Genomic DNA, 20,436 nt, shown 5'->3' on the forward strand with positions numbered 1-20,436 from the left:
GATGTGACGGAGTGTCGTTATCTGGAGTGTTGTCGACGCTCTGGAGGCGCTCATCTGCGATCGGGGCTATCCGCAGCGGCGCTGCGGACGGCCGGCGGGCGCCTCCCAGAGACTGCTGCAGCTCAGGAACCGGGCGGCCCAGCAATGGCCGCAATGCCAGTACTGGCACCCGGCGGTGGCGGGAGCGCCCGCATCTACCGCCCGACCCTTTGCCAGCGACTTGAGCAGGCAGAGAGCGCCGCTGCGGTGGCTTGCCCAGCGGGCTCGGGCTGGGCAGAGGCCCGGATCCGCCGCTTGCGCCGCCAGGTGAGCGAATACCCGTTCTTCGGCGCGGACCGGCCAGCCGTGCGAGATATCGGCGTACAGACTATGGAGGACCTCGCCGTACGGCGGGAGCTAGCCGCCCGCGCCGTACGTCGTAGCCGCATGAATCGAACGAGCGCAGGGTAGTCGCATGACGCAGACGAACGCAGGCCGCGCCTACGGCTGGGCTGCCTTCTGCTTCACCGTGGCCGCGGTGTTCGGGGTCCTTGGCGGCATCCAACTGTGGCAGATCCACTCCTTGAGGCTCCGCGGCGAGGTCGTGCTCGGTCAGGTCGTGGCCTCCGACCGTTTCCGTTGCTCGGGACGTGCCTGCACCTCCAAGTACCGCGACTGGATCGAGGTGGAGTACGTGACGCTGGCCGGGCAGAAGATCCGGCAACGGACGAGCAACTTCCCTGTCAACGCGGCGGTCGGCGGCTCGATCGAGGTGAGATACGACCGCGAGCACCCGCGGCATGTGCAGGACGCCCACTCGAGCCTGAGCTACACGGTTCACCCTGCCGTCTCCGGCAGCATCACCGCCCTGTTCCTCGTCTTCGCCGCGCTCTTACTTCGCAAACGCCGACGAGATGACTAGCGGCACCTCGGATGGACCTCGGCGCACTTGGTACCCCGGGGCTGCCAATCGTCAGCTGCTGTGGGGCGCCATTCCCGTTCGGTCCTTCGGACCTCCACCCCCGTCACGGACACCGTCCACGACGTAACACCCAAGGTCACACCCTGAGAACCATTTGCGGAGCTCAAGGGAAAGTATGTTCTAGCGACCTGAACAACAGTCGCTGACAAGTCGCTGACCGTCAAGGCAATGACACGCACGGCTGAATCGGCGGCCCGTGGCCAAAGCCACGCAGAGAACCGAACGTGCACTCACACGCCGCGACACAGATCCGCCACCAGATCCACGCGAAAGGTCCGCCAACTGATGTGCGACACGCTAGAAGCCGTGCAACCACGCGGGACGCCGCACAACGCACGGATCTGCCGATGTGCGGGCGTCGAGCGCATCGCTCACAATGATGCCGTGGTCGATGAGAGCATTCAGCCGGCTGAATGGGGTCAGCCTGTCAGCGACGATGACTTTGCTGCCGTCGAGAGCCGGTTGAGAACCGTCATTCCGACGGCCTGGCGTGAGTATCTGCAAAGCGAACAGTGGTTGCGCGAGGGTTGGCTTGAGTCGGGAGACTATGTCCAGCTTTTCGATCCGGTCGAGGCGCTGGACCGGCTCGACACGTGGGGTGAGGCTACGTCACTTCATCCCGGGATCTTTTTCTTGGGTGGCGATGGGAGCCGCAACCTTTACTGCATCGACCTGCGCGACCATGAGCCAGCGGTACAACTCACGGATATCGCGAGCAGCGGGTGGCATGACATGGAACCACTACTCGCCTCGGTGCAGGAATTCGTTCATGCTGTCCGAACCGGCGACTTTCGAGCCTCACCCGACGATTGAAAATGGGCGGGCGAACCGACGCCTTTGAGACGGCGATGGGGATGTCCGCTCATGCCGCTGTTGGTGAAACGCGATCAGCCGATGGGTGGGTGTCTGGGGATGAGCCGTCAGCCAGCGGCGAAGGTCTTCATGTCTGCGGCGACACGCGTCAACTGTTCGCCGGGATCGATCGTCAAGTCGCCGGTCGCAACCCAGCCATCGTTCCCCCAGTCGACCAGCGCGTGCCGCAATGTAACCCTCAACTGCACATGGCCGTACTCATGTCGAGCCTCGATCCTCAGGTCACCTTCGAGGGACTCCCACTCTCGTGTCCCCTCCCAGCCGCGCCAGTCATGCGCGTGTTGCTCGAAGAAGTCGGCCAGATCCTGGAAGCCGGACGCGTAGTGACGCACAACGGTGACCGAAGCAGCGAGCCCATCAAGACGCAATTGCGCCACGAGTGACTCCGGAGGAGCGTCCATTGGGTCGACCTGAGTCAGCAGCAGGTGGCAGTCGTCGGTGCCTATCCTCACGTCGGGCATGGGCCAATCATCGTGGATGCCTGAACGCGGAACGTCCTCATCTGCCGCGATCCGCGCGCTCATGCCGATGTGCGGACGTCGGTAGGCCAGCCGTCGACCAGCACCAAGCGGCCTAGAGTCGTGCTGTGGTCGACCAGTTCACACGAGGAATAAAGATGATGCGAAAGCACAATCCTCAGGTCCGGGAAGACGGGTTTGGGCTCGTGAAACAGGTCGCACAGGAACACGTCGCCGATCTGATCACGGCCTACTCACGCGAGAAAGACCATGGATTGCGCTGCTGGCTCCTGGAGTTGATCGGCGAGGCACGCTCTCCAGATGCGCTCCCCTTGTTGAGCGAGGCTCTCGCCAGTCAAGACGAATCCATACGTGACTGGGCACGGATCGGGCTGGAGCAGCTCGGAACCAAGGAGGCGCGCACCCTGCTCTGGCGTCATCAGCAGTAGATCCACGATGACTTCCGGATCTAGCCGCGATCCGCGCGGTCAGGCCGATGAGCCGACGATCTGGGCAACCCGCGCCGCGTAGAACCAGCGCACTCCAGCGTCGGGCCGCAACTCGGGCTCGGGACGAACGTCAGCGCGCTCGGTAACGCTCGCATCTGGTCCAATGAGGTCGGCTAGCGTATCGACGATGTCGTCGAGGTCCTCGTCATTGGCCGGAGCCCCGGCCGGGCGCTGAACGACGAGGCGAATGTTCGCGCGGTCGACTTCAACACCCAAGGCGTGAACGTATGTTGGGATCTTGCGCAGCGCAGCATGGGCAGCCTGGGCCACGACGTAGTTCTCCCACACCGGAGCATCGGCCGGGTCATCGGGCGTTGGAAACCTCACTGAGCCAGTCTGACGTACAGGCACCGTCATGCCGCGAGGGCGCGTCGACCGAACGTCCTGTCATGCCGCTGTCGGTGAAGCACGGAACTGCCGATGAGAGGACCAACCAGCACACGGCGTCGCGCCGTCCGATCGCTATCTCTTCAGGTCTTCGGCTGCCGTAGTGTGGCGCTGTGCACAGCCGAAGTCGTGCAGCGCTGGGCGCAGCTATTGCGGTCGCGTTCGCCGCTACCGTGGGCTGCGGGTTCGAGCCTCAGGTCGAGATCACGAGCGGGGCCGCCGAGAGTCGAGAGTTCAGCGACCACGTCGAGTACTACGACATCGAGCTGCCAGCGGACGTCAAAGTCCTCGAATGGGTGCAGCTCCGCGATTGGGACATCAACGAGATCTACCTGCGCTTCTCCACAGATAGTGCCGGATTGGCAAAGCTTCTCGGGGACTACCGCCTCACCTGGAGCGCTTTGAAGCCCTCACCTTCGTCTTCATCGCCGGCTCTGCCAAGGGAATCCGTCTGGGACCAGGAGTTGCCTGACAGGTTCATGCGATGGCAGCCGAGCACGTGGACAACGTCCCGAACGATCGATCAAGTCAGGGACGCGAATTCGAACGGGCTGCCGCTGTACGTGGACCTCTTGGTCGACCGTCCGGCCGCTGAACGAACTGACGTCTTCATCCACATCGTTCAGCAGTAACTTCCGGATCTGCCGCGATCAGGGCGGAGTGGTGATCACCCGTCGCGACCTACGAGCTCAGCCGGATGTCCCATCGCTGGCTGCGTCGATCGCCTGACGGACACTCGCGAACCGGTCGACTGTGAAGCCTGATACGGCGCGGATCTCGGTCTGATCCCAGACGTTGTTCATGTAATGCTCAATGGTGAAGAGGGCGGCTCGAACGATCTCAGCCTCCTCAAGGGTCAGGCACAAGCCCCCACGCTCAGCACGCTCCATGCCTCGACAAATAGTGGTTCAACGGACCCTGTCACCGAACGTCCGCTCATGGCCGCAATCCGTGCCTTCGGCTGTCGCACATCACCTGGCGGACGAGTGTCGCGCATCACCTGACGGAGGACAGACTCCCGCCGATCCTTCTTGCCGAATTTGGCTCTTATGGATCAAGGGCGCGCCTTCGGCGCGCCCCCCGCGCGGAGACGGCCAAGATTCCCCGTTCCCCAGAAGCGCTGGCATCGTCCGATGGCGTGGCGTCTGACCGTGGTAGCCCCGTCCCCCTGCCGCCCGATCGTACGGCCAGCACGGCACGCATCAAGAGCGCCGATGGCGTCCCTACGGGATCCAATGCCGCGTAGTTAGGGCTGTGGTTGTGCGTGTCAACGTCTTTGGGTTATGGCGGGTCGGGGAGCGCGTAGTTGCCGGCGCTGGTGCGGGTTAGGAAGCCCTGGCGGGTCCATTCGGCGAGTTGGGTGAGCATGTTTCGGGGGGCGATGCCGAGCCGTTTGGCCAGCTCGCGGCCGTTCCAGGCGCGTGTCGGGTCAGCCTTCATGATGGCGGTGATGTGTTGCCGGCGGGTGGGTCGTGGTTGTGGAACGGGTTGCCGGCGTGGGCTGGTCAACGGTGGGGTGTGGACCGCGATCTCGATGGCGACGATTGTGGTCGGGGTCTGCGGGCGGGTGTCATCGCGGCCTATGTAGCGGGTGGTGCCGTTCTTGATCTTGCGGGCGCTGTAGCGCGGCCGGCGCGCGGGCAGCAGGGCGGTCAGGACGGCCCGACCGATGACGCCGAGCAGGTCGCAGGGGTCGTCGGGGTAGATGCCGGCAGCGGCGGTGACCTGGTCCCGGGCGGCCTCGAGTGCGGTGGTGAAGCTGGCCCGGTCCGGATCTGTGCCGGATCGGGACTCGACCGCGGTGACCATGGCCATCCGCAGCAGTTGGTAGAGGGTGAGCAGTGCCCAGATCTCTTGTTCCAGGCCGGGACGATCACCCGAGCGCAGCACGTGCCCGTCGAGGATGGTGTGCCGCAGCGCCAGGTAGGCGATCTCGATCTCCCAGCGTTCGTGGTAGAGCCTGACCAGCTCCAGCGCCGGGTAGCGGCGGTCGTCGACCAGGGTGGTGATCAGCCGGTACCGGTCCTGCACGCGGCTGCCGTCGGCGCCGGTCACGGCCAGGTCGGCGTCGATGACGCGGACCGCCAAGCCATCGAGGTCGGATAGGTAGGAGCCATCGGACAGATGCTTGAGCACCGGTGGATTGCGAGTCGACTTGCACCGCACCAGCAGTTTCGCGCCGGTGTGATCAAGCTCGACCAGGAAACCGTTGGCGTCGAAGGCCCGGTCCAGGAGCACCAACATGCCCGGCCTCAGCAGCGGCAGCAGCCGCCGGGCCACCCTCGCCTCGTCCCGATCCTTCGCCGAGCCCAAGGTAGCGCCGAGCAGACCGCGGGTTCCGGTCTCGATCAGCGTCATGAGCCGGACGGTCGGGTAGCCGGCCCAGCCCATCCGATAACGGATCCGCCCCAGCCAGGATCGGTTCCGGTCGGTGTCAGGCACTTTCAACGAATTGCAGCCGTCGAAAGCCACCGTGCGCAGGCCGCGATAGCAGGTGCCTGGTGTTGACGGCCGTGCCAGTGGCCCGGCGACGACCTCGAACAGCGCCTTCAACGGGGCGGGCCCGAGCCGTCGCCGCAGGTCCCGCAGCGCCTTCTCCGACGGCGCCGGCAACGGTATGCCGACCAGCCCCGCGGTCAGTTTCTGCCACACCCGGGCGTACCCCAGCCGAGGAAACATCGCCAGCGCCACGACGAAGTACACGCCCACCCTCGATGGCAGATCCCGCAGCCGGCGCTGGATGGTCTTGGTCTGCTCCAACACGTCATCGACCAGCTCGAACGGAAGGTACTGGGTCAGTTCACCCAGATGCCCGGGAGCGAACACTCCCGCGGCAGCAGTAATGGAACGCGGGACCGTCACGGTGGCAGACTCAGACATGCGCGGAGCTCCTGTGGGAAACCAGGGTGATCTAGACAGTCCCTTGATCTACAGGAGCTCCGCCCCTCCCAACCCCCGCCGCGCCAACGCAGCAACACCCACCCATGCACGGCTTGACCCATCGCCAAGCCAGCTAACTTCGCGGCATTGCTACGGGATCGGCAAGCCGACTCTTGACCCGCGCCGCGCTGGCCTGGGTCTGGCAGCTCATTAGGGGGACGGGGCAACTATGGAGGTCGAACTGTCAGGCGTGTCGTTAGTTCCTGAACGGTTGGGTTCTTGAGGTCATGGTTGACCGCAACCGGTCATGCCTCGGCCGCGTCGGGCCTCAGCCGACGAACGCGATCGCGTTGCCGTCCGAGTCACGCACGATGAAGTCGGTGCCACCCCACGCTTGTTTGGTCAGCTTCTGCACGATCTCGGCGTCAGCGGCCAGATATTCCGCGTAAAGTTCGCGGACGTTCGGCGTATCGATGAACGCCATGATGAGCCCTTCTCGTTCCGCGGCACCGGCCGCGAACACCGGCTCGTCTACTAGCTTCAGGTGCAAGGTCGCGCCATCGCGCGACACTGATCCGTAGAACGTCGGGTTGCCGTGCACGAAGTCGATCCGGAAGCCGAGCTGGTCCCGATAGAACGTAGCCGCGGCATCGACGTCGGCGACGTACAGCACCGGTCTGGCGCTCGCGACTGCCGTGTCCTGAGTCTCCGGCTGCTCGCTGGTGGGCGGGGCCGCCTCCGTGCTGGCCTTGAGTTCGGCCCAGCTGGCGAAGCCCGCTTCGAGGGCGATGATCTCCTGGGCCTCGGTGAGGGGAAACTTCAGCGCGAGCGCTTCGCGGTCGGACAACGTGCGATAGCGCGCGAGCTGTCGGATGCGACCGCCAATCGAGAAGTTCTCTTCGCGGTGCCAGCGAACGAGCAGTTTCGCTTGTTTCTTATAGGTTTCGAGCTTGGGCATGGCGCTCCCTCTTCGGTCTTGAAGTAGGTGGGCCTTGCCCTTTCGGCTGCTGTGCCGCTGCGCCCTACGACCGGGATTGAACCCGCGCCTGCGAGGCAGCAGATTACCACAGCGAATTGGGCGCCAGGCGGCGCAACTGCCGTGCTCGGCCGTGACCCCAGCCTGACCCCAACGGTTCCTAACAAGCAGCATTTCTAGGCAACTGGTCTATCGGCCGCCGACTCTCGATAAGGCTCCGGAAGGCCACGTGCAGGCTCCTACGGATCAGAAGGTTGGGGGTTCGAATCCCTCCGAGCGCGCAAACGAAACCCCACGGCAGGAGCTAGATGACCTGGGGTTTCTGCTTGTTCGTGGCGGTTCTTGCTAACACGGCACCACCGCTGACGGGTCTGGTTCGCCGCCTTCGTCGTCCTGGTCCTCGTCGACATGGTCAGTAGCAGCAGCGAACAGCCTCAGCCCGACGCGGCGATCACGGAGCTGGCGCACGACCTGCCGACCCAAAGCCAGCCGGAGACCTCAGCTCGCCGGGCGCGGATCACTCTCATTCAACGGCAGCATGGAATGCTGGAGGGATCCTTGGCTCTTGAAGGGTGTCCATGTCCAATGTGCCGGTTGCTCGCCCGAAGATCGTTTGTCTGTGCGGTTCCCTGCGCTTCAGCAGGGAGTTTGCGACCGAGCGCACGCGCTTGACGCTCGATCTGGCGATCGTCCTGGCTCCGGAGGCCACCGGGGCGCGTGTGCTGGACCCTTTGCTCGTGCGGGCCTTGGGCGAGCTGCACCTCCGCAGGATCGACCTCGCAGATGAGGTACGAATCGTGAACCCCGGTGGCTACATCGGGGACGCCACCCGCCGCGAGATCGCGTACGCCAACGCATTGGGCAAGCCCGTCACGTACTTCCACGAACTGGCGATGGGGGACAGCTAGTCGGTTTCTCTGACCCGACCGGCAGTAGATCACCTAGCGTCGCGGATCTCCTGGCGGATCACACACACCCTCCCGCCGATCCCACTTCCCGAATTTGGCTCTTATGGATCAAGGCGCGCCTTCGGCGCGCGGCACGCCCTCGGGGTCTTCACGAGAGACAAGAGCAATTGCCTCCGGCGGGGGCCTCACGACTCTGGGATGACGGGTCCGAATCGGCCGGCCTCCTGGTCGGGGCTCGGGGTGCGTCTTCCCGCCTGCCGTTCAGCCCAGTCAGGACCTATCAGGAGACGCGAAGACGCAGGAGGCACGTGTGGCGCAGGGCGCGGCCAGACCCGTCGTGCTGCGGACACCTGACCTTGGGCAGCCGAGGCGAATACGAGATCTGCTCGGTTTGCTTCTGGGAAGACGACGGGCAGGACGTGCATGATGCCGATGTGGTGCGTGGGGGCCCCAACGGGCGGCTGAGTCTGACGCAGGCGCGCCTCAACTTCAGTGACTTTGGAGCCTCGGCAGAGAAGAGGCTTCACAACGTCCGACCTCCCCGCGAGGAGGAACTGCCATGAAGCGCGCGGTTGGTGCCGTGCTAACAGGCTTGCTAACAAGGGCCATGGATGTGGCCGGGCAACCCTGGACGGTCGACCCGATCGGAACCTGTGCTCAACGCCTCGTCTCGTACCTGGTCAGGACCACGCCGCCGGGAAACGTCCGCGTCTCCACCAGGTTCAGGTTCACCCAGCTGTCCAACGCGGTGAAGAACGGTCTGCCGCCGCCCACCAGCACCGGATGAGTGACGATCTCGTACTCGTCGACCAGCCCGGCCCGCATGGCCGCCCCAGCGAGCGTGGCGCCACCGACCCTCATCGGCTCGCCGTCGTCGGCCCTGAGCCGGGCGATCTCCGCTACCGCGTCGCCGGTGACCAGGCGAGCGTTCCAGTCGACCTTGTCGATCGTCGAGGAGAACACCACCTTCGGCGTGTCCCGCCAGTTCCGCGCGAACTCGATCTGCGCCGGGGTGGCGTCGGGCTGCTGGTCGCCGGTCGGCCAGTGGGAACTCATCGCCTCCCACAGCTTGCGCCCGTACATCAACAGCCCGATCGCCAACTCCTGGTCGAGCCACCACTGAAACAGCTCGTCGCTCGGCACGCCCCAGCCGATGTCGTCGCCGGGCGCGGCGACGTAGCCGTCCAGGGTCAGGTTCATGCCGTAGACCAGTTTCCGCATGGCGCCATGCCCTTCTGTCAGTCCGGCGGCCTTTCTCCGGCCGCCCGTCACCCCTACTACGAACGCCTCACTCCGGATCCGACAGGTCATTGGCAGAAATCCTCACGAGGCTTCTCCGTCGGCGCCTATACGGCAGTGGCACTTGCTGGGGCCGCGCCGATGAGCTCGTCGGACTCCGGATACGGGCCGGTCTCGGGAGTCTAGATCGGCTCGGCGCAGGAAACTGATCAATACGGGATCTGAGGTCGGCGGTAGTCATTCGTGCTCGGTGCGCGCAGCGTCGCCCACTCGGCCGACCAGGGCAACCCGCCTAATCTCAACCCCGCCCGCGCACAGCAAGCAAGCGCACCCACTCCACACGCGACAGACTGCTCAGCCCGGTAGATGCCGTGCAATTAACGTGCAATTAGATGAGGTCAACGACGGTTACTCGGCGGGCCGAGACAGACCACCGATCGTGCTCGGGCGGGCCGGCTCCTGGTCCTCGCTCAATGCTTCCGAGCCGGATATGCGGCAGCTTGCCGACTGACCCCAGTCTGACCCCAACAGGTCCACACGAACCGCCATCGGGACAACCTCGGAGCCCATGCTTCACCCTGCGCCCAGGAGCTAACCGTCTGTTGCTCGCTCCTACGGATCAGAAGGTTGGGGGTTCGAATCCCTCCGAGCGCGCAAACCAAATCCCAGGCAGACCCCGTCTGACCTGGGCTTTTGCATTTCTCGGGACATGCCAGAAGGGCAGCCCGTCCGCTCGGCCCGAGGCGGTTGGGGTCAGCTGAGGACCGTCTCCGCGACGTCGGCGACCTTGTCCACCGATTCGCGCAGCTCCTCCTCGTCGTGTTTGTCGATCGACCAGGTGAGGCCGGTGAACTCGCGCAGGACCCGGTAGTACCGGACGGTTTCCGGCAGGTCGGGCACGGACTGTCCGAGCGCGGCGAGCAGGGCCGCCATGAAGTCGTCACCCAGGTACCACAGCGCCGCATAGTCGACCAGCGGATCGCCGATCACAGCGAACTCCCAGTCCAGTACGCCGGTCAGCCGGTAGTCCCGCATCAGCAGGTTGCCGTACCAGAGGTCGCCGTGAACCACGCACGGCCGTGGGCAGTCGGCGATCCGATCGCCGAGCCTCTTCATCAGCCGGCCGAGCTCGGACAACAGACCATCGTCGACCCGCCCGGTCAGCGCGGCCAGTCCGGCTGTCTCCAGTTCTCGTTGCTGTCGGCACCATTCACCGAAGCTCGGCACCAGAACGCCGATAGGTGCGCTGTCCAGCCCGTGCAGGACGTCGACGAACCGCGCCACCGACGCCGGGTCGACCGTCTGGTCGACCTCGTCGCCCTCCAGCCACCGGACCAGGTGCGCGCCGTACGGCCGCTCCGGCGTCGGGGCAATCCGCGACTCGACGGCTGGCACCTCGACCGGCAGCCCGTCGGCGACGACGGCGAGTACGTCGGCCTCGCGGTCGTGCCGGCACTGAGCCTCGGCCGAGCGTGGTTCCCGCAGCAGCCACGGCCCGGAGCGGGAGATCACCGCCGAGAAGCCCTGGTGGACCGGCTGGAACGCGGTCAGGTCGATCGCCTCACGCATGGTGCAGGTCCTCGCGGCACTGGTGGACGTACAACGTTAGATTGCGGCAGACCGACAACCGGACGTCCTCGGCCCGGCCGCAGGAGTCCCCGCCGATAAAGACAGCGCCCCGACTGTACCGGTGGAACTGGCCGAGTCGTCCACGCAAACCGTTACACATCTGGCAGTCGCGATCCGCGCCCGACCGTCGCACATCAGTTGGCGGACGAGTGTCGCGCATCTGTCGACGGAGGGCACCTCTCCGAACCTACTACCTGCCGGATTGGCCTCATAAGAACCAAAGCGCGGACCAGCTTACGACCTCCGGCCGAGGCCCTTCACCGCGCGCACCATCTGAGGATCGCCGATCTCACCCGCTCACGCAGCCGGACAGACAGCCAGTGACGATGTCGGTAAAGGCCGGCGGCTGGCCCCGTCCCTGGCCGCACGATCGTACGGCCACCACGACACGCATCAAGAGGGCTCCGCGTGCCGACCGAGTCTGCCGACTAGTCTCCTCTGTCGGAGACTTGCCGTCGTTTGAAGGACGGCACTAGCTCGCTAGCGCGGCGACGGTGGCGAGGTAGTTGTGGGGTATCTCGGCTCGTGTTTGGAGCTCGATTGGATCGGCGTGTGGGACGAGGCGTAACCACGAGACGAGGCGGTGCACGCCGAGCAGTGCCTCGGAGGCGGCGAGGTCGGTCCGCAGGACTTGTGGGTCGGCGTCGAGGTGATCGCGCCAAACCGTCAGGTAGACGTCGAGCAGTTCGTCACGGTCGGTGCGAGACAAGGGAGCTTCGGTCCATTCGACCACTGAGTCGAGGAAGCCGTGCAGCGAGACGAAGGGATGACCCCAGATCGCGTTACCGAAGTCGAAGAACCGCGGCCGGAGTGCGCCGGTCGAGCGGTCGGCGAAGATGTTCGCGGGATACACATCGTTGAGCTCCAGGTCGAGCGGAACGATGTCGCTGAGGGCCGCGGTCCGTCGATCCAGTACCTCAGCGGCAACCTGAGCTCGTTTCAGGATGCCTGGCCCTGGCCGCAGCGGATGTCCGGGCTGCAGCGACGCCCACTCCTGGGCTACGGCGCGCACTCGGTCACCGGCCGTGCTTGGTGCAAGCTCGATGATCCCGGAGTGCTCGGTCACGTTGAGGCGGCCGAGGAAGGCGCACTGAAGGCGGGCCAGCGCACGGACGACGATGCGGCGCGTCGGCTGATCACGAACGTCAGGATGCGTGAGCGTCGTTCCCTGATCGTCCGTGAGCAGCCAACTGCGTTCGCGATCGACTGCGATCGGCGAGATCACGTCCTCTGGCGCGAGCTGCGCCAACGCAGCGACCAAACCGGCCTCGAATCGATGTCCAGGATTGTTCTCCTTGAACCACACCAGCCCCTCGACGGTCGGATAGCAGCGGACCACGGACCAGAAGCGGGCCCGGTAGGTAACCGGCTCGCCACTGATCCGGCGACCATGCTCGGCGAGGCGACAACCAACCCAAGCATCTGCGGTCTGCGTCCACTCTGGTGATGTCCAGCGGTGGACCCATTGGCCCTCGGCGTCTGGGCCTAGCGGTCTCGCCTGCGGCGGGTAGTGCGGCACCCACGGGACGCTACCGCCCAGCCCCGACAGATCGACTACCAGACACACGACGCTCGCAACCGGTTGGGCGGCGTGAGCGCTCGGAGTGTGCAGGATCCTAGGGATCCGAAGGTTGGGGTTCAAATCCCTCCGAGCGCGCAAACCGAAGGCCCCAGTGATCGATGTCCGGCGCTAGGTTTCTCGGCATATGTGTTCCACAAGGCCGTGTTGATCTGATGGGAGCCGGATGGGTGGCGTCGTTGTTGTTCAGATGTCGGGAGTACCGGGCGCTGGCAAGACGACCATCGCTCGCGAGCTGGTGCGCCACCGCCGCCTGGTCGCGATCGACCGCGACGTCGTACTGACCGCGATGCTGGAAAGTGGCGGCGCAGACAACCTGGAACGTGACGCCGCCTTGACCTTCGCCCGCGTCGCCAGTTACGACGTGGTGAAGGCGATGGCTGACGACGTCGTGGCACAAGGGCTCGGCGTGGTCATCGACAGCCCGTGCTTCTACGACGAGTTACTGGCGGCCGGGCAGGCGCTCGCGGCCAAGCACGGGGTGGCCTACTGCTACATCGAGTGCGTCACCGAGGACATCGATGTGCTTGACACACGCTTGCGGTCCCGGCCTGCACTGCGCAGCCAGCGGCTGTCTGTCGACATGCCACCGATCGACCTGGCCGCCGATCGCGAGCGCTCCGGTTCGGACCTGTTCGCCGACGGGATCGCGAACATGAAGCGGCCGGACACCTACCTTCGGCTCGACACGACCCAGCCGTTGGACGAGTGCGTCGCGGAGGCTTTGGCGTTCCTCGACAGCGCCAGTACGTGAGTCCGCGTGCGGCTGCCACACCGATACCTACCCGCCCCTGCTAAGACTCTGCTGGAGGCAGCACCCTCGTCAGCATTGGGGGCGGCTCATGGTTGTCTGCGATCCTCGTCGTATGGCGGACATGTCATCGCGTCTTCGGCGACGGATCCGGTCCGATTTTCCGGAGCCTGGAAGCGCGGAGGAAGTTGTGCGACTCGTGTCTGAGGCTGGTGACTCGGAGCGTGTTCAGGCCGCGATCGTCGTGTGGGCCCGAGGCGATTTGAGCCGGCTTCGCAGCTCATTGGAGCTGGCGAGGAGTGATTGGCGCGATGTCCTTGTACGTGGTGATCTCGCGGACGCAGACTGGCCCACCAAGCTTGATGCGGAGCTGGGTTCCGGATGAGATCCGCAGATCTGCCTAGCGATTGTCGCCGCTGCCGCCGAGCATCGCTCGTTTCTGCCTGTCGGCAAGCTTCGCAATGTTGAGTTGAGCAACGTCCTCAAGAGGGACATCGAAGTGGTCCGCAATAACAGCGATGTACCACAGCGTGTCACCGAGTTCCTTCTTAAGATCCTCGATGTCCCACTGGGAGAAGTCGCTGTCTTTGTCGCGGACAATCTTCTTGGCTTTTTCGGCGATCTCACCTGTTTCACCTACGAGCCCGAGCAAAAGGTGGAACAGCTCGTTATGTTTCTCCTTGGGTGCAGCGGTTCGAAGGGCTGCCTGTTGATAGGAGTTCATATCCACGACGTAACTATAGGCTGACCGACGAGGGCTATTGTGCTTGAGTCCGTTGCGTCGGGGCGTTGAGTAGTACCTCGTACAGGTAGAGGTCTCCGTCATCACCTACCTGGTTGAATCCGGCGCGTTCGAGGGTCCGTTGGGATGCGATGTTGTCCTTGGTTGTGTCAGCGATGACGCGTGACAATCCGTGCTCGGCGGCGATACGCAGTAGGGCGACGAGGGCCTCGCCTGCATAGCCCTGCCCACGGGCCGACGGGGACAGGCCGTACCCGATCTCGATGCATCCGCCGTCCGGCCTGCCTTTGAAGCCGATGCCCCCGATGGCGTTCCCGTCGCTGGAGCGGGTGATCCGGTAGTGCCCGAGGGGACGTTGGTCGCCGTGCGCGGCCGTGCTTCGGAGAAAGGCTGTGACTCCGATGACGTCTCCGTCGAACGGGAAGTCCGCAGCCCAGGCATCCCCGTCACCCGGACGTCGAGCGACGATGCGTTCGCCCTCTGCCGTGTCGATGGCGTGCAAGCTCAGCCGGGATGTCTGGATGTCGGTCACAGCGCCAGCGAAGCAGCCCCCACCATCCAGGGCAAACGCATTTCGGGGAGCGGATACTCGGCCTATGGCGGGCGTTAGCGGAGGGTTGGCAGCCAGGGATGGTCGGGGTAGCGGGGTGCGATGCGGTCGAGGAGCCAGCGCCGGCGTTCCGGGTCCAGCAGTCCGGCGACGTCGGCGAAGTCCTCATCGTCCTTTGGGCGACCACCGCGGGACTTGAACAGGAGCACGATCTCCGGGGCCAGGTACGGGAGACCGTCGGGCGACGTGAGCGTGATCTCGGCGAGAGGTTTCCGGATCGTTCCTCGACCCCGGTGGTAGACCCACTCGTCTGCATCCGACGCGGCGAAGAGGATCTGGATCGGGCAAGGATGCAGGTCGTCGGGGAAGACGAGCGCGTCAGGGCCGGGTATGAGCTGTTCACCGGATGCCCAGGGGCGGCGGACACCCGTTTCGGGATGCTGGACCAAAGGTCGCGGCCTGGTGAACGTAGTGGCGACCTGGTCCAGATCGCGCGCAAGGACAACAACATCGACATCGCTGTGTGGCCGTCGTACGCGACCAGCGAACAGGTCGAGCGCCCAGCCTCCCGCCACCCAGTAGGCACACGGATAGTCATGGAATAGGGCGCGAACCGCGCTCAGCGCTACAGATCGGTCGATCGAACTCAAGGAGGACTCCTCGCACAGGTTGGATGCGGTGAGCCCCGGTGAGGGTCAGAGCCGCTGGAGATACCAGCGAGGCGGCACCGCGCGTAGACAACGCATGTGGACCACCTCCTTTGTGCTCTGACGCTCGACGCAGCGTAGCAAGGATTGGACACCAAATTCGGGCAGGCGGATAACCGGTTGTCTGGTTGTGGGTGGTCGCCCAGACTTCGGTCGGGTGGATGATGCTGAGCTCGATGCGTTGCTGAGGAACGAGCGGTATCCGCGGTCCGCTGGGTACTCGGGGCGGTGGATGGTCGACGGGGGAATGGGGCCGAACCCCGTGTGGCAGGCGGAGGCGTTGGCCGACCTCATGCCGCTCGACGCCGGTATGCGGGTACTCGACCTGGGTTGCGGAACCGCTTTGAGCTCGATCTTTCTGGCCAAGGAGTTCGGTGTTGAGGTGTGGGCGACTGACCTGTGGGTCAAACCCGACGAGAACTTGCGCCGCGCAGCCGAGGCACACGTAGCGGACCAGGTTCACCCGATCTACGCCGAAGCCCATGCCCTGCCGTTCGCCGAGGACTTCTTCGACGTGCTCGTCAGCATCGGCGCCTACCACTACTTCGGCACCGACGACCTCTATCTCGGCTACTACTCACGCTTCGTAAAACGCGGCGGGCAGATCGGCATCGTTCAGCCCGGTCTCGCCGAGGAGTACGAGACGCTTCCGCCACCACACCTCGAGCCCTACTGGAAATGGGACTTCTGCGCCTGGCACAGTCCCGCCTGGTGGCGGCGGCACTGGGAGAAGACCGGCCTGGTCACCGTCGAGATCGCCGATCGACTGCCCGACGGGTGGCGAGACTGGTTGCAGTGGAACGACGCATGCGACCACGACAGTGGTACGCCGGGACGGGAAGAAGCTCAGATGCTTCGCACCGACGGCGGCCGTACGCTCGGCCTCTCCAGAGTCATCGCCCGCCGCAACAGCTAGGCGCCTAGTGAACCACGCGATAGTCGACGAGAAGGTGGCCGCTAGCTGAGGCAGTGCAGCGGATGGTCTCGAGCCGGATGGGCGGCAAACCGTCGAACAGCTGCTGCCCGCTCCCGACGATCGTCGGCGCGACAACGAGCCTGAGCTCGTCGACGACGTCGGCGGCAAGCAGCGTCCGCGTGACCGAAATGCTGCCGTGGACGCCGATGTCGCCGCCCGGCTGACCCTTGAGGCGCCGTACGAAATCGACCAGCCCGCCGTCGATCACGCGCGAGTTGGTCCATTCGGGTTCGAGCGGCGTCGACGTTGCGACGTACTTGGGAATGGCGTTGATGAAGGAGGCGAAAGGCTGGATCTCGCTCTCCGGCCAGAACGCAGCCCACTCGTCGTAACTGCGGCGGCCGAGAATGACCGTGTCCTGGGTTTCAATGAGCCTCGCGCCGCTGGCATCCGTTTCGTCGTCCCAAGCGGTGATGAACCGGTCGGGAGCCTCAGCCACTCCATCGAGAGACAGAAAGTAACCGGCGACGACCTTGCGCGGGAACGACATGGTGGGGCTCCTTCGGACGATGTCGGCAGTGATTGATAGTCACCCCTACGTCGAACAAAGCACGGACATTTCGACACCGAAGCCGAGAAACTCAGCGGAAGGCGGGTGGGCCGCCTTGGAGCCCGCGGCGTACGGCGTCGTCGTCGGCGAAGAAGTTCGGCACTCGGTCCTCGGTGTCGTAGTACCTGTGGAAGACCGGGGTCTGCGAGCCGGACATCGGTGGCACGATCCAGCTCCAGTCGGCCGGGCAACGGCGACCTGCCCGCTCCTCGCGCTCCAGATGGATGAGGAACCTGTGGGACTCGGTGTGGTGATCGGAGATGGTGACGCCGTTCGCCTTGAACGAGTGCAGGACCGCACGGTTGATCTCGACCAAGGCCCGGTCTCGCCACAAGGTCGCCTCGTCGGAGGTGTCCAGCCCCAGCTGTTCGGCAACCTCCGGGACCAGGGCGTAGCGGTCGCCGTCCCCCAGGTTGCGGGCCCCGATCTCCGTGCCCATGTACCAGCCGTTGAAGGGTGCGGCCGGGTAGGAGACGCCGCCGATGACGAGCCGGAAGTTGCTGATCACGGGGACCGCGTGCCACCGGATGCCCAGGTCCGCGAACCAGGGCAGCTCGGGGTGCTCGAGCGGGACCTCGTGAACCGCTTCTTCGGGGAGCTGGAACATCCGCGGTCCGTCCTCGACGGTCTCCACGACGAGCGGGAGTACGTCGAAGGCTCCCGGGCGTTCGGGCGGCCGCCACCCGCGCTTGATCAGCTCGGTGGTGTAGGTCAGGTAGCGGGGGTCCCCGAGAACACGCCCGTCCGGCTGCTCGTACCCGGCGTACCGGACGAGTTGCTCGCTCCAGATTCTTGGGGCGGGCCGGTACGGCGTCTCGGGAGCGAAAACGCTGATCATCGGCCGGATCTTGCCGCCGTTGTGAGCCGCGCGCAGATGATCGAAGCAGTGCCCGGCCACCTCGCCGGCGTTGGACACGGTCCGCAGGTCGCGCACCTGCAGGCTGCGCCAGTACAGCCGGCCGATGCACCGTGAGTTGTTGCGCCAGGCGACGCGGGCGCCGAAGGCCAGCTCCTCAGGGGTGTGCCAGTAGGTCCCGGTCAGGTCGATCTCGCGCATCACCGCGGCGACCCGCGGCCCGATCGACCCGGCCTGGGGGTTCTCGGCCTGGAAGAGCTCGAGGAACGCCGCGGCCTCGGCCCGAACCGCCTCGATGTCGACGTTCGCGGGGCTTCGCTCGGGGGCGGGCTGGCTCACCGGATGGCGCCGCGTCGCCCGGATCCTCCCAGGACCTGGTGACCCCGGACGGCCGACCTGCCGGGTCTTGCGCCACGGCCTGTCGCCGATCTGGAGCAGTTGTTCTCCGGCATGAACCGCAACGCTGTGGCGGGCGCGGATCCGAACGCCGAGGAAGAAGATGGCCAGGCTCAGTCCGAGCAGTACGGCGGTCGCGCGGCTGGTCGGCACGTACCAGCCGAGATCCACCGCGCCGGGACCGGCCACGGCCAGTCCGACGACTGCGAGCGGGAGGGCCAGAAGCCGGCGATTCTTCGTCGCCGGTGGGTCGGCAGGGGTCGCGTGGGCAGGGCAGAAGTCTTGACGTTGCGTCTTCATATCACTCCGTCGGGAGCGTGATGACCGGCTTGTGGCCGGCGGGCACCTGGATGGTTGGCTACGAATCGCTCAACCGGTCAGTCCGAGCCCGCAGACTGCGGACCGCTGCCCTTCCGGAAGCGGATCTGCCGGTCGCCCATGTCGTCGAACAACGGGTCGCCCTGATGGGTCGCCGCAGAACTCGGCTCGCCGGACAGAGGTGGGGTCCCGAGCCGGTCGACGTCGCTGGCGAACGACTCCATGATCGACTGCATCTGCGCCTGAGCCGTCTGTGCGTACGAGCGAACCTGCTGGCCGGCCGAGTCCATGGCCGCGTCGACGATCCTGCGCTCCTGGGCGCGTGCCTGCCCGATGCGCTCACGGGCATCCCGGCTGACGTCCTGGACCATCTCCTCGGCCACCAACTGTGCTTGGCTGAAGAGTTGGACGACCTGCTCGTTCACTCGGTCGCCGAGTTGCTCGCGCTCGTCGAGCTCCGCCTGCACGCGATGCAGTTCCGCCTGCACGCGCCGCAGCTCTGCCTGGAGACGTTCGTTCTCGGCCCGCTTCTCGCTGAGCTCTCGCTCCTTGGCCAGCGACTGCTCAGCGACCAGATCGAGGAACCCATACACCTCGTCCGCGTCGAGACCCCTCATCCGACGCCGGAACGTCTGGTCCCGGATCGACTGGGCTGTCTGGTAACGCGGAGAGCCGTGGCGGTGGTTGCTGTTCGTCACCTGTTGTCTCCTGACCTGGTAGCGCCGGCAGTCCGGTGTGCTGGTCCGCGGCTGCGTAGTAGAAGTGCTCGTACTTGATCTGCTCGGGCCTCATCCCGGCGGCGGCCAGCTGCTCCAGCGTGTGCGCGACCATCTGCGGGCCGCCGCACACCATCGCCGTACGCCCGTACAGCGCCTGCTGGGCCGCGACCGTACCGACCTTCCCGCGTGTCCCGGGATAGGACGGGTCGTCCGACACGACCTCCGTGTAGTCGAACCATGGGCGCCTCTCGGCGACTTCTCGCAGCCGGGGGCGGTCGTAGAGGTGCCAGGGCATCCGGACGCCGTGGAGCAGATGAACCAGGGGGCCGGTGCCCGACTGTTGCCACTGGAGGTCGATCTGCTCGAGGACCGCGAGGAGCGGGGCGAGACCGGTTCCGCCGGCGACCATCAGCAGGTCCGTCGCGTCGTTGTCCCACCGGGTCAGCCGGTCGCCGACCGGCGCTCCCAGCTTCACGGTGTCGCCGACCTTCAGCGACCGCACGACCGCCGGGCTCATCTGGCCGCCGTCGATCTGTTGCACGTGCAGGTCGATCGAACCGTCCCGGCGCGGGGCGTTGGCCGGGCTGAAGTACCGCCACAGCCGGGGGCGTTGCGGTATCTCCATGGACAACGACTGGCCGGGGCGGAACTGGAACGCGTGCCTCGGCTGGACGGTCAGCAGGGTGAGGTCCATGGTCCGCCGTTCGACTGAGATCACGTCGGCGTCCCACCAGTCAGGGCTGGACTCCTCGGACGTCTCCGCCGCCTCGACCATGATCCGTGCGACCACCTGGTAGGCCGCCGTCCAGTGGACGGCGAGATCCTCGTCCCACTCGGCTCCCAGGAAGTGCTTCAGGGTCGCGCACAGCGAAACACCGACCGCGTTGTAGTGCTCCGCAACGACGGCGTACTTGCGATGGTCGCGGCCGAGGTGTTGCACGAAGGCCGCATCGTTCTCGATCTGGTCGGCGTGGCTGACGATCCTGCCGAGTGCACTGACGAACTTGTCCCGCTGGTTCGACATCGAGAGCGGGAACATCGACCGCACCTCGGGATGGGACACGAACAGGTGCGAGTAGAAGTACAGCGGTACCTGTTCTCCGTGCTCCGTCACCCGGTCCCAGCTGTGCTGGAGGGCATTGGCATCCATCAGGTTCGGCTATCCGTCCCGGGGAGGCAGCTCCTCGAACGAAACGCGCAATCCATCAGGGGGCATCACCTGCTGCCGTTCATCGGCAGTTCGAGCCGTCGGGTACCGCATTGACAAGAGTTCCTCCCAGTCCAGTCCCCGAGACTCTTCCGGTCGTCCGTGCTCCACCCGACCTACCCGGGGGCCGGCGGGTTGAAACCGCGATGAGACTGAATCGTCTCGAAACCCTTTGGGGGAACGGCTCTCGGCGACAGAGATCGAGGCTGTTGCAATCGCTTGCTTCAAACACGCGTGAGCACCAGTGCTCGCCCAGCCGAAAGCC

General features: G+C 65.4%; 23 protein-coding genes. 8 read left to right on the forward strand and 15 right to left on the reverse strand.

What is annotated here, in order from left to right:
* The first annotated feature begins 454 nt into the window (after positions 1-454).
* Both ACZ3HV_RS04730 and ACZ3HV_RS04735 read left to right on the forward strand, forming a co-directional pair.
* Complete coding sequence (locus ACZ3HV_RS04730; RefSeq protein ID WP_465680928.1) at positions 455-901, forward strand: DUF3592 domain-containing protein; 447 nt, start codon at positions 455-457, stop codon at positions 899-901.
* 345 nt (positions 902-1,246) lie between these two features.
* Positions 1,247-1,774, forward strand: a complete 528-nt coding sequence (locus ACZ3HV_RS04735) for an SMI1/KNR4 family protein (RefSeq protein WP_465680929.1) — start codon at positions 1,247-1,249, stop codon at positions 1,772-1,774.
* A 107-nt stretch (positions 1,775-1,881) separates the two neighbouring features.
* Here the strand turns inward: ACZ3HV_RS04735 and ACZ3HV_RS04740 are convergent, their stop codons facing one another.
* Positions 1,882-2,358: a DUF6228 family protein gene (locus tag ACZ3HV_RS04740; RefSeq protein WP_465680930.1), complete on the reverse strand. Its 477-nt coding sequence runs from the start codon at positions 2,356-2,358 to the stop codon at positions 1,882-1,884.
* A gap of 62 nt (positions 2,359-2,420) precedes the next feature.
* Here ACZ3HV_RS04740 and ACZ3HV_RS04745 point away from each other — a divergent pair, with 62 nt between their 5' ends.
* The gene (locus tag ACZ3HV_RS04745; RefSeq protein ID WP_465680932.1) at positions 2,421-2,741 is read left to right on the forward strand and encodes a HEAT repeat domain-containing protein; all 321 of its coding nucleotides are present in this window, start codon (positions 2,421-2,423) and stop codon (positions 2,739-2,741) included.
* Between the two features lie 39 nt (positions 2,742-2,780).
* Here ACZ3HV_RS04745 and ACZ3HV_RS04750 read toward each other — a convergent pair whose 3' ends face one another.
* Complete coding sequence (locus tag ACZ3HV_RS04750; protein ID WP_465680934.1) at positions 2,781-3,128, reverse strand: hypothetical protein; 348 nt, start codon at positions 3,126-3,128, stop codon at positions 2,781-2,783.
* Between the two features lie 233 nt (positions 3,129-3,361).
* On the opposite strand from ACZ3HV_RS04750, the gene ACZ3HV_RS04755 reads away from it, so the two are divergent.
* Positions 3,362-3,820, forward strand: a complete 459-nt coding sequence (locus ACZ3HV_RS04755; protein WP_465680936.1) for a hypothetical protein — start codon at positions 3,362-3,364, stop codon at positions 3,818-3,820.
* A gap of 57 nt (positions 3,821-3,877) precedes the next feature.
* Here ACZ3HV_RS04755 and ACZ3HV_RS04760 read toward each other — a convergent pair whose 3' ends face one another.
* From ACZ3HV_RS04760 to ACZ3HV_RS04770, 3 genes are all read right to left on the reverse strand, one after another.
* Positions 3,878-4,078: a hypothetical protein gene (locus ACZ3HV_RS04760; RefSeq protein ID WP_465680938.1), complete on the reverse strand. Its 201-nt coding sequence runs from the start codon at positions 4,076-4,078 to the stop codon at positions 3,878-3,880.
* A gap of 391 nt (positions 4,079-4,469) precedes the next feature.
* Positions 4,470-6,068: an IS4 family transposase gene (locus ACZ3HV_RS04765; protein ID WP_465680940.1), complete on the reverse strand. Its 1,599-nt coding sequence runs from the start codon at positions 6,066-6,068 to the stop codon at positions 4,470-4,472.
* A gap of 328 nt (positions 6,069-6,396) precedes the next feature.
* Positions 6,397-7,026 carry a VOC family protein gene (locus tag ACZ3HV_RS04770; RefSeq protein WP_465680942.1) on the reverse strand — a complete coding sequence of 210 codons (630 nt, stop codon included), beginning with the start codon at positions 7,024-7,026 and terminating at the stop codon, positions 6,397-6,399.
* Positions 7,027-7,622: 596 nt separating this feature from the next.
* On the opposite strand from ACZ3HV_RS04770, the gene ACZ3HV_RS04775 reads away from it, so the two are divergent.
* On the forward strand, positions 7,623-7,952 hold the full coding sequence (locus ACZ3HV_RS04775; RefSeq protein WP_465680944.1) for a hypothetical protein: 330 nt from the start codon (positions 7,623-7,625) through the stop codon (positions 7,950-7,952).
* 308 nt (positions 7,953-8,260) lie between these two features.
* Entirely contained in the window at positions 8,261-8,515 is a 255-nt protein-coding gene (locus tag ACZ3HV_RS04780; protein ID WP_465680946.1) for a CPCC family cysteine-rich protein, read from the forward strand.
* Between the two features lie 94 nt (positions 8,516-8,609).
* Here the strand turns inward: ACZ3HV_RS04780 and ACZ3HV_RS04785 are convergent, their stop codons facing one another.
* From ACZ3HV_RS04785 to ACZ3HV_RS04795, 3 genes are all read right to left on the reverse strand, one after another.
* A complete protein-coding gene (locus tag ACZ3HV_RS04785) occupies positions 8,610-9,173 on the reverse strand; it encodes a dihydrofolate reductase family protein (protein ID WP_465680948.1) in 564 nt (187 codons plus the stop codon).
* Positions 9,174-9,944: 771 nt separating this feature from the next.
* Complete coding sequence (locus tag ACZ3HV_RS04790) at positions 9,945-10,760, reverse strand: phosphotransferase family protein (RefSeq protein ID WP_465680950.1); 816 nt, start codon at positions 10,758-10,760, stop codon at positions 9,945-9,947.
* Between the two features lie 532 nt (positions 10,761-11,292).
* Positions 11,293-12,339 (reverse strand): hypothetical protein, encoded by a 1,047-nt coding sequence (locus tag ACZ3HV_RS04795; RefSeq protein WP_465680952.1) that lies wholly within the window; start codon positions 12,337-12,339, stop codon positions 11,293-11,295.
* Between the two features lie 250 nt (positions 12,340-12,589).
* Here ACZ3HV_RS04795 and ACZ3HV_RS04800 point away from each other — a divergent pair, with 250 nt between their 5' ends.
* Complete coding sequence (locus ACZ3HV_RS04800) at positions 12,590-13,153, forward strand: P-loop nucleotide/nucleoside kinase family protein (protein ID WP_465680954.1); 564 nt, start codon at positions 12,590-12,592, stop codon at positions 13,151-13,153.
* Between the two features lie 397 nt (positions 13,154-13,550).
* On the opposite strand, the gene ACZ3HV_RS04805 is transcribed toward ACZ3HV_RS04800, so the two are convergent.
* The 3 genes from ACZ3HV_RS04805 to ACZ3HV_RS04815 form a co-directional block, all read right to left on the reverse strand.
* Entirely contained in the window at positions 13,551-13,874 is a 324-nt protein-coding gene (locus ACZ3HV_RS04805) for a nucleoside triphosphate pyrophosphohydrolase family protein (protein ID WP_465681697.1), read from the reverse strand.
* Between the two features lie 34 nt (positions 13,875-13,908).
* Positions 13,909-14,424: a GNAT family N-acetyltransferase gene (locus ACZ3HV_RS04810; RefSeq protein WP_465680956.1), complete on the reverse strand. Its 516-nt coding sequence runs from the start codon at positions 14,422-14,424 to the stop codon at positions 13,909-13,911.
* Between the two features lie 74 nt (positions 14,425-14,498).
* On the reverse strand, positions 14,499-15,092 hold the full coding sequence (locus ACZ3HV_RS04815) for a nucleotidyltransferase domain-containing protein (protein WP_465680958.1): 594 nt from the start codon (positions 15,090-15,092) through the stop codon (positions 14,499-14,501).
* Positions 15,093-15,306: 214 nt separating this feature from the next.
* Here ACZ3HV_RS04815 and ACZ3HV_RS04820 point away from each other — a divergent pair, with 214 nt between their 5' ends.
* A complete protein-coding gene (locus tag ACZ3HV_RS04820) occupies positions 15,307-16,065 on the forward strand; it encodes an SAM-dependent methyltransferase (RefSeq protein ID WP_465680960.1) in 759 nt (252 codons plus the stop codon).
* Between the two features lie 4 nt (positions 16,066-16,069).
* On the opposite strand, the gene ACZ3HV_RS04825 is transcribed toward ACZ3HV_RS04820, so the two are convergent.
* From ACZ3HV_RS04825 to ACZ3HV_RS04840, 4 genes are all read right to left on the reverse strand, one after another.
* Positions 16,070-16,615 (reverse strand): dihydrofolate reductase family protein, encoded by a 546-nt coding sequence (locus ACZ3HV_RS04825; RefSeq protein ID WP_465680962.1) that lies wholly within the window; start codon positions 16,613-16,615, stop codon positions 16,070-16,072.
* Positions 16,616-16,706: 91 nt separating this feature from the next.
* Positions 16,707-18,227, reverse strand: coding sequence for a nitric oxide synthase oxygenase (locus ACZ3HV_RS04830; protein ID WP_465680964.1), 1,521 nt, complete (start codon positions 18,225-18,227; stop codon positions 16,707-16,709).
* 77 nt (positions 18,228-18,304) lie between these two features.
* On the reverse strand, positions 18,305-18,862 hold the full coding sequence (locus ACZ3HV_RS04835; protein WP_465680966.1) for a DivIVA domain-containing protein: 558 nt from the start codon (positions 18,860-18,862) through the stop codon (positions 18,305-18,307).
* Positions 18,810-20,114 carry a globin domain-containing protein gene (locus ACZ3HV_RS04840; protein WP_465680968.1) on the reverse strand — a complete coding sequence of 435 codons (1,305 nt, stop codon included), beginning with the start codon at positions 20,112-20,114 and terminating at the stop codon, positions 18,810-18,812. The genes ACZ3HV_RS04835 and ACZ3HV_RS04840 overlap by 53 nt, the downstream gene beginning before the upstream one ends.
* Positions 20,115-20,436: the final 322 nt, after the last annotated feature.

It is taken from the genome of Kribbella sp. NPDC020701, assembly GCF_055562215.1.